Origin of the sequence: Niallia sp. FSL R7-0648 (genome assembly GCF_038007005.1) — a bacterium.
In the GTDB taxonomy this organism is placed as follows: domain Bacteria; phylum Bacillota; class Bacilli; order Bacillales; family Cytobacillaceae; genus Niallia; species Niallia circulans.
Map to the genome: position 1 here is coordinate 1 of NZ_JBBOWE010000004.1, position 5,527 is coordinate 5,527.

Genomic DNA, 5,527 nt, shown 5'->3' on the forward strand with positions numbered 1-5,527 from the left:
TGTAGTAATTTTAATCTTTTTATCACTACTCAAGATAAAACTACGAAAAAAAGAATTAAAGGTTATGATTGTAAAAATCGTTTTTGTCCGATTTGTGCTTGGCGTAAAGCAAGAAAAGACGCTATGAAAATATCGGTGATGATGGAAGCTATCAAGGTAGATGAAAACAAAGATTTTTTATTTTTAACTTTGACTACTCCGAATATTAAAGCTGATTCTGTAAAAACTGAGATTGATAGATTTAATAAAGCTTTTAACAAATTGTTTAAGAGAAGAAATATTGAACGTTCGATTAAGGGATATATAAGAAAATTAGAAATGACCTATGATAAAGAGCGTTTTATAACGAAAGAAATGTATAAGAGAAAACAGGCTTATTATGAAAAACGGAATCTCAAAATTGGAGATAATAATCCGTCTTATGATACATATAATCCTCATTTTCATGTGTTGCTGTGTGTAAATAAATCTTATTTTACAGATAAAAGATATTACATATCTCAACAATCTTGGTTGGAAATGTGGCGAGATGTAACAGATCTATCAGAAATAACACAAGTCAGTATTCAAAAAGTTAATTTAATTCGTGGTGGAAATGCGGTTGCAGAAATTGCAAAGTATTCGGCGAAAGATTATGAAATGGCTGTGAGTGAAGATGTGTTTGACGTTTTCTATTCTGCATTAAAAGGTAGACAATTAATTGTTTATGGTGGTCTTTTGAAAGAGTATGCGAAAAAATATGAAACTGGTGAGTTGGACAAGCATATGGGGAAAGACCAAAATGAATATTTTTATAAATTAATAGCTACATGGAATGCGGATCTCTTGAAATTTAACCAGGAATATAAAGAGTTAAGTCCAGAAGAGTTAAAAGAATATAACGGAAAATTGATTGATGAAATAGAAGTGGAATAAGGAACCAGGGCTTTCAAGTTTGGTTCTTTTTTTGAAAAAAATTATCTGGTTAACTAAAAAACATTAAATAAGGTTTTTCTAGTTAACTGATAAAGAGATAGAGAAAAAACGAGGAATTAATACTCTTTTATAGAATTTAGTTGTAAAGAAGGTGAAGAATATGAGTGAATTTGGTTCTTTCGCAAAAGAAGTAGCACTTCATTTAGAAATCAATGTTAATACATTAAGAAGATGGTCTTTAGAGTTAGAAAAGGTCGGTTATGAGTTTACTAGAAATGATAAAGATCAACGAATATACTTTAAACGCGATATTGTAGTATTAACGGATTTTCAAAAATTGATAGAGAAAACGCAAAGTCTTGAAAACACTGCAATTGCAATAGTATCAAAGGTTAAAGAGCAAAATAATGCTGAAAAAATGCTATCCGTTTTTAATAAAGAAGATGATAAAATATCGTTTACCAAAGAAGAATTAGAAGATGTAATTCAGAAGGCTGCCAATAATGCAGCTGAAAAGACTGCTGCCATTCTTTTAGAGAAATTTAATGATTCTGTTGAGCGGCGGGATCGTGAGTTGATGGTTCAAATAAAGCAACAACAAGAACTTCAAAAACAATTATTATTAGAAACAGCTACAGATAATGAAAAAAGGTCATTTTTTTCTCGGATTTTTGGTAGAACAAAATAGGTGTGAAAAAAAGAAGGTGTATCGAGAGTTTTGATACACCTTCTTTTTTTAGTAAAGGAAATTGAAATTGCTAATAAAAAAGAAAACTAAAGATAAAAAACAAAATTAATAATATTTTCCAACTTATTTTATAAAATATATTAGGAGGTAGATATACTATGGAAAATTTTCTAGAAATAGTAGTAATTATTTTGTCATTTGTATGTGCAGGTTTTTTTCTATTAGAAATGATAGAAAAAGACAAGAGTGATAAAGAAAATACAAAGAAATAGTCTGGAGGAGATTCTATAGTGATTGTTAATTTATTGGTAATAGTATCACTTAGTTTGTGTATATTCTCTTTTATTCAAGATTATATTCATCGAAGAAATAATAAATAATTAATTTTTTATGTGAATTATTATTGAGAAGATACTGTGAAAACTGCAGCCCAAGTAACGGACAATTTTACACCTTTTCCTTTATTGTGTGATTCCATTCTATTTGCTACTAGTTTGTAATAACCCCCCATAACAGTTGCTGAAAATCCAGCAATTGGTAGACCTATATATTTAAAAAGTTTACTAGTTGATGTAATATTCCCTGCCATTCGTAGATTTTTTATAGCATTTTTTGTATCAGTGTTATTTAACCAACGAGTATATCCCCACCAATATTTTTGGGTTTTAGTTACTCCTATACTGGAAGATGCTAGTAATATAGAATTGTTTTTTGAAGGATCAACAATCTCTTTATTTTTTGTTACATTAAGGTTATTTGTTATTATTTCTGAATTAAGTTGGTTGATATGTTCTTGTAGAGCATCCCAATCATAACTTTCTTTGATAGATGCAGGAGTATTGGGATCAAGTTTAAATGTTCCATCTTTTGTTAAATTAACATATGGGTCAAGGATATTGATCCAATCATCAATATTTTCATATTCTTGGGTTAAAATTAACTCTTCATTTTCAGTTAAGGGGATATCAGTATTAGGCTGATTATTATTCAGTGATGGATTTTCTGCTGCTTTTGAATAGTTTGGTAAAAGTAAAACCATCATACTGAAAACAATTGTTACAAGAAATGCCTTTTTAGCTGTAGGTAATATTTTCATTTTCTCATCTCCTTTTAATTTAAATCACTTATTAATTTCTTCAAAATATTGGTAATCCCTTTAAAAGAACAAAAAAATATATATAACGAACAATTTAACGTTAGTATAAAGCGTTTGATTGTAAGTAAATAAAAGAGGAATATTAAGACAAACTGATACTTCTTTTCAGGGGTGTAAAATTTACAACCCTATTTTTTATTAGAGTAAGTGACCACTAATAAAAAAACAAAGTGCTAGGTAAGTAATTACGAAATCACCGTCCACTGTGGTTTTAAAATAAAGTCACGATGTTTATAAAAATGATGCGATGTTTTGAAGAAAGTCGCACCGTTTATAAAAAAGTTTAACCGTTTTGGAAGAATAACTATAAAGAAAACATTGTAATATCAGGGTTTATAAAATATTTTGATTAAACTTTTTTATAAAAATTGTTCACATATTCACAAGAGAATCCTTCATTTTGATCAATCTTTGTTTAAAATGAAGGTTTTCTATTTGTGGCTAAATCAGTGTTTATGTGAAGGTTTTAATCAAACTTTATTTCAAAGCTACATCCACTTTTGTGAAGAAGGAAAGCCTCCAAGGCTAAAAAAAACTAGGGTGATTGCTTAATGTGGTTATATGAGCCTTATATGGCGTCTGTCAACGGTAAGCGGACCGAAGGGAGCATTAAGGAGTTGATAGATTCACTACACCCGAACCCTCTTGGCATTGTCAAAACCTTTGTTTTGACCTGCCTACCGGCGAGGGAGCCCCCTCGAAAAGGGAGGGGGTTGGGGGAGATTTTTATGGGGATTGTTAAGGGAAAAGTTCCCTTAACCCGTCGGAGACAAAGGTTTTTTAGCCGACTTTGGAGGCATGCTTTTAGCGTCGTAGACCGCACACTTTACCTTGTAAAGTATAGTGCGTTATACTTAATGTACTTTAAGTCTCTTAAAACCAAGCGAGGTGGGGTACCCAATGAGCTACTTGGTAGCCAGAATGCAGAAAATGAAATCTCAAAACCTTGGAGGGATCCAAAGGCACAATCAAAGAGAATTTGAGAACCATAGCAATAAGGAGATCGACGTTAGTCGTTCTCATTTAAATTTTGATTTGTTTAATCATGAAAATATAGATTATAGAGATCGAATAATGAATATCATTGAAGAACAAAAAGAAGGATCCAGGGCGATACGAAAAGATGCGGTTTTAGTGAACGAGTGGATTATCACGAGTGATAAAAAGTTTTTTGAAGGATTAGACCAAGAGCAAACAGAAAAATTTTTTACGACAGCTGCAGAGTTTTTTGAAGAACGGTACGGAAAACAAAATATTGCTTATGGCCAAGTTCATTTAGACGAAACGACTCCACATATGCACTTAGGGGTTGTTCCAATGAGAGAAGGTAAATTACAAGCGAAGAACGTTTTTAACCGTAAGGAATTGCTAGCAATTCAAGATGATTTACCTCGGTTTTTAGAAAAAAAGGGGTTTGATGTTGAGCGAGGAGAGCCGAATGGCGAAAGAAAGCATTTAACAGTTGATGAATTTAAAGACATGCAGTCTAGAATGACAGAAATGACTCAAATTGAAGAGGAAAGAGAAAAACGTATTAAAAGTCTTGAAAAAGAAAAGGAAGTCTTAGAAAGGCGAATAAAGACTTCTAAAGAGCATATAGAAGATAAACATGCTCCCCAAAAACCAGTTGGAAAACAACAAGTGAATTTGAAGAATGGACAATCAATGACTGTTTATCTGGTTCCAGAAGTTGAAATGGTTCGAATGGATGGCATTAGAAAGGCTTCAAATGATGTTTTGAATGAAAATAAGAGATTAGAAAGTGAAAATAAGCTTTTAAAGGTCAAAATTAGCGTTTTAGAGAGAGCACAGATACAAATATCGAATATTCTTAAACAGGCGCAAAAACATGCTTCTAGGATTGCTGAAGGGGTATTTGAAAGAGCTATTACATATGCTAAACAATTTCATAGGGGGACTCCTTCTGAAGAAAAGGTAAAAGATAGAATTTTAGAAGATGTAAAAGAATCTCCTGAAGGTTTACAAGACTATGAAAAATGGGAGATGAGAAAAAGGGAATTTGAGAAGAATAGACATCTGGAAAGATAACTCTATAAAAGTGAAAGGTATAATATACTTTGTAAAGTATATTATACCTTTTTATTTTGTGCCAAATACGTAGAATTCATTTTCCGAGAATCACTTTAATTTATAGAGATCAAATTTAGGTAAACACTTTGATTCTTAATGTCCTATAACTCTATGTAATTGCAAGTACCTAGGTGAGAGATAAAAATTAAAGTGAAGGAGAATGGATATTTTGAAGTATAAAAGTAATAAAAGAGAAATTGAAATTTCAGCAGGATTTATTTTTGCGATTAGTAATCTAGTGAAAAATATAATGCGGTTTTTTTTATAAAAAATGGCTGAAAGGCCATTTGGTTTTTTGGGGTTGGTTTTGGGTTCTTTCTTATCTTGATAATATAGGTAACTATTTCCGCATGGAAATTGGTGCCTATATTATGGTTTTTCCCTTGTGGCTGTAGGGGTAAATAAAAAAAGGACTTGCTCATTCGTACCTAGTGATTTATCATTTTAGTTGACTAGACAAAAAATAACAAAATCCATCAGAAGGGAGCAAGTCCTTAAAAGGGTATTAGAGACCCTTTTTTACACTTAATTCAGTTAGGACTAATATAACAAGAATGATAGATAAAAATCAAGATGAAATTGTTGGCAAATATCAACCTAAAAAGAAACAGAATATAAAAATTTATGATTTTATAAAAAAAAATTTAAGCGAGAGTGGTCGAGAATTGTTTAAATCG

The 5,527-nt window shown here is 31.2% G+C and carries 4 protein-coding genes and 1 pseudogene; 4 read left to right on the plus strand and 1 reads right to left on the minus strand.

Features of this window, described 5'->3' with window-relative positions:
* Both NSQ89_RS25195 and NSQ89_RS25200 read left to right on the plus strand, forming a co-directional pair.
* Positions 1 to 915 (plus strand): protein rep (locus tag NSQ89_RS25195; protein WP_341133454.1); only part of this gene is annotated, 915 nt, incomplete at its 5' end.
* Positions 916 to 1,075: 160 nt separating this feature from the next.
* Positions 1,076 to 1,603, plus strand: a complete 528-nt coding sequence (locus tag NSQ89_RS25200; protein ID WP_341133455.1) for a DNA-binding protein — start codon at positions 1,076 to 1,078, stop codon at positions 1,601 to 1,603.
* Positions 1,604 to 2,003: 400 nt separating this feature from the next.
* On the opposite strand, the gene NSQ89_RS25205 is transcribed toward NSQ89_RS25200, so the two are convergent.
* Positions 2,004 to 2,699, minus strand: coding sequence for a hypothetical protein (locus NSQ89_RS25205; protein WP_341133456.1), 696 nt, complete (start codon positions 2,697 to 2,699; stop codon positions 2,004 to 2,006).
* A gap of 960 nt (positions 2,700 to 3,659) precedes the next feature.
* On the opposite strand from NSQ89_RS25205, the gene mobV reads away from it, so the two are divergent.
* Both mobV and NSQ89_RS25215 read left to right on the plus strand, forming a co-directional pair.
* A complete protein-coding gene (mobV, locus tag NSQ89_RS25210; protein ID WP_341133457.1) occupies positions 3,660 to 4,808 on the plus strand; it encodes a MobV family relaxase in 1,149 nt (382 codons plus the stop codon).
* A gap of 596 nt (positions 4,809 to 5,404) precedes the next feature.
* Positions 5,405 to 5,527: pseudogene (locus NSQ89_RS25215) on the plus strand (protein rep); the annotation flags it as partial.

Coding starts and splice junctions, on each gene's coding strand:
- NSQ89_RS25205 (WP_341133456.1), bottom strand. CDS start 2,699: ATGAAAATATTACCTACAGCTAAAAAGGCATTTCTTGTAACAATTGTT.
- NSQ89_RS25200 (WP_341133455.1), top strand. CDS start 1,076: ATGAGTGAATTTGGTTCTTTCGCAAAAGAAGTAGCACTTCATTTAGAA.
- mobV (WP_341133457.1), top strand. CDS start 3,660: ATGAGCTACTTGGTAGCCAGAATGCAGAAAATGAAATCTCAAAACCTT.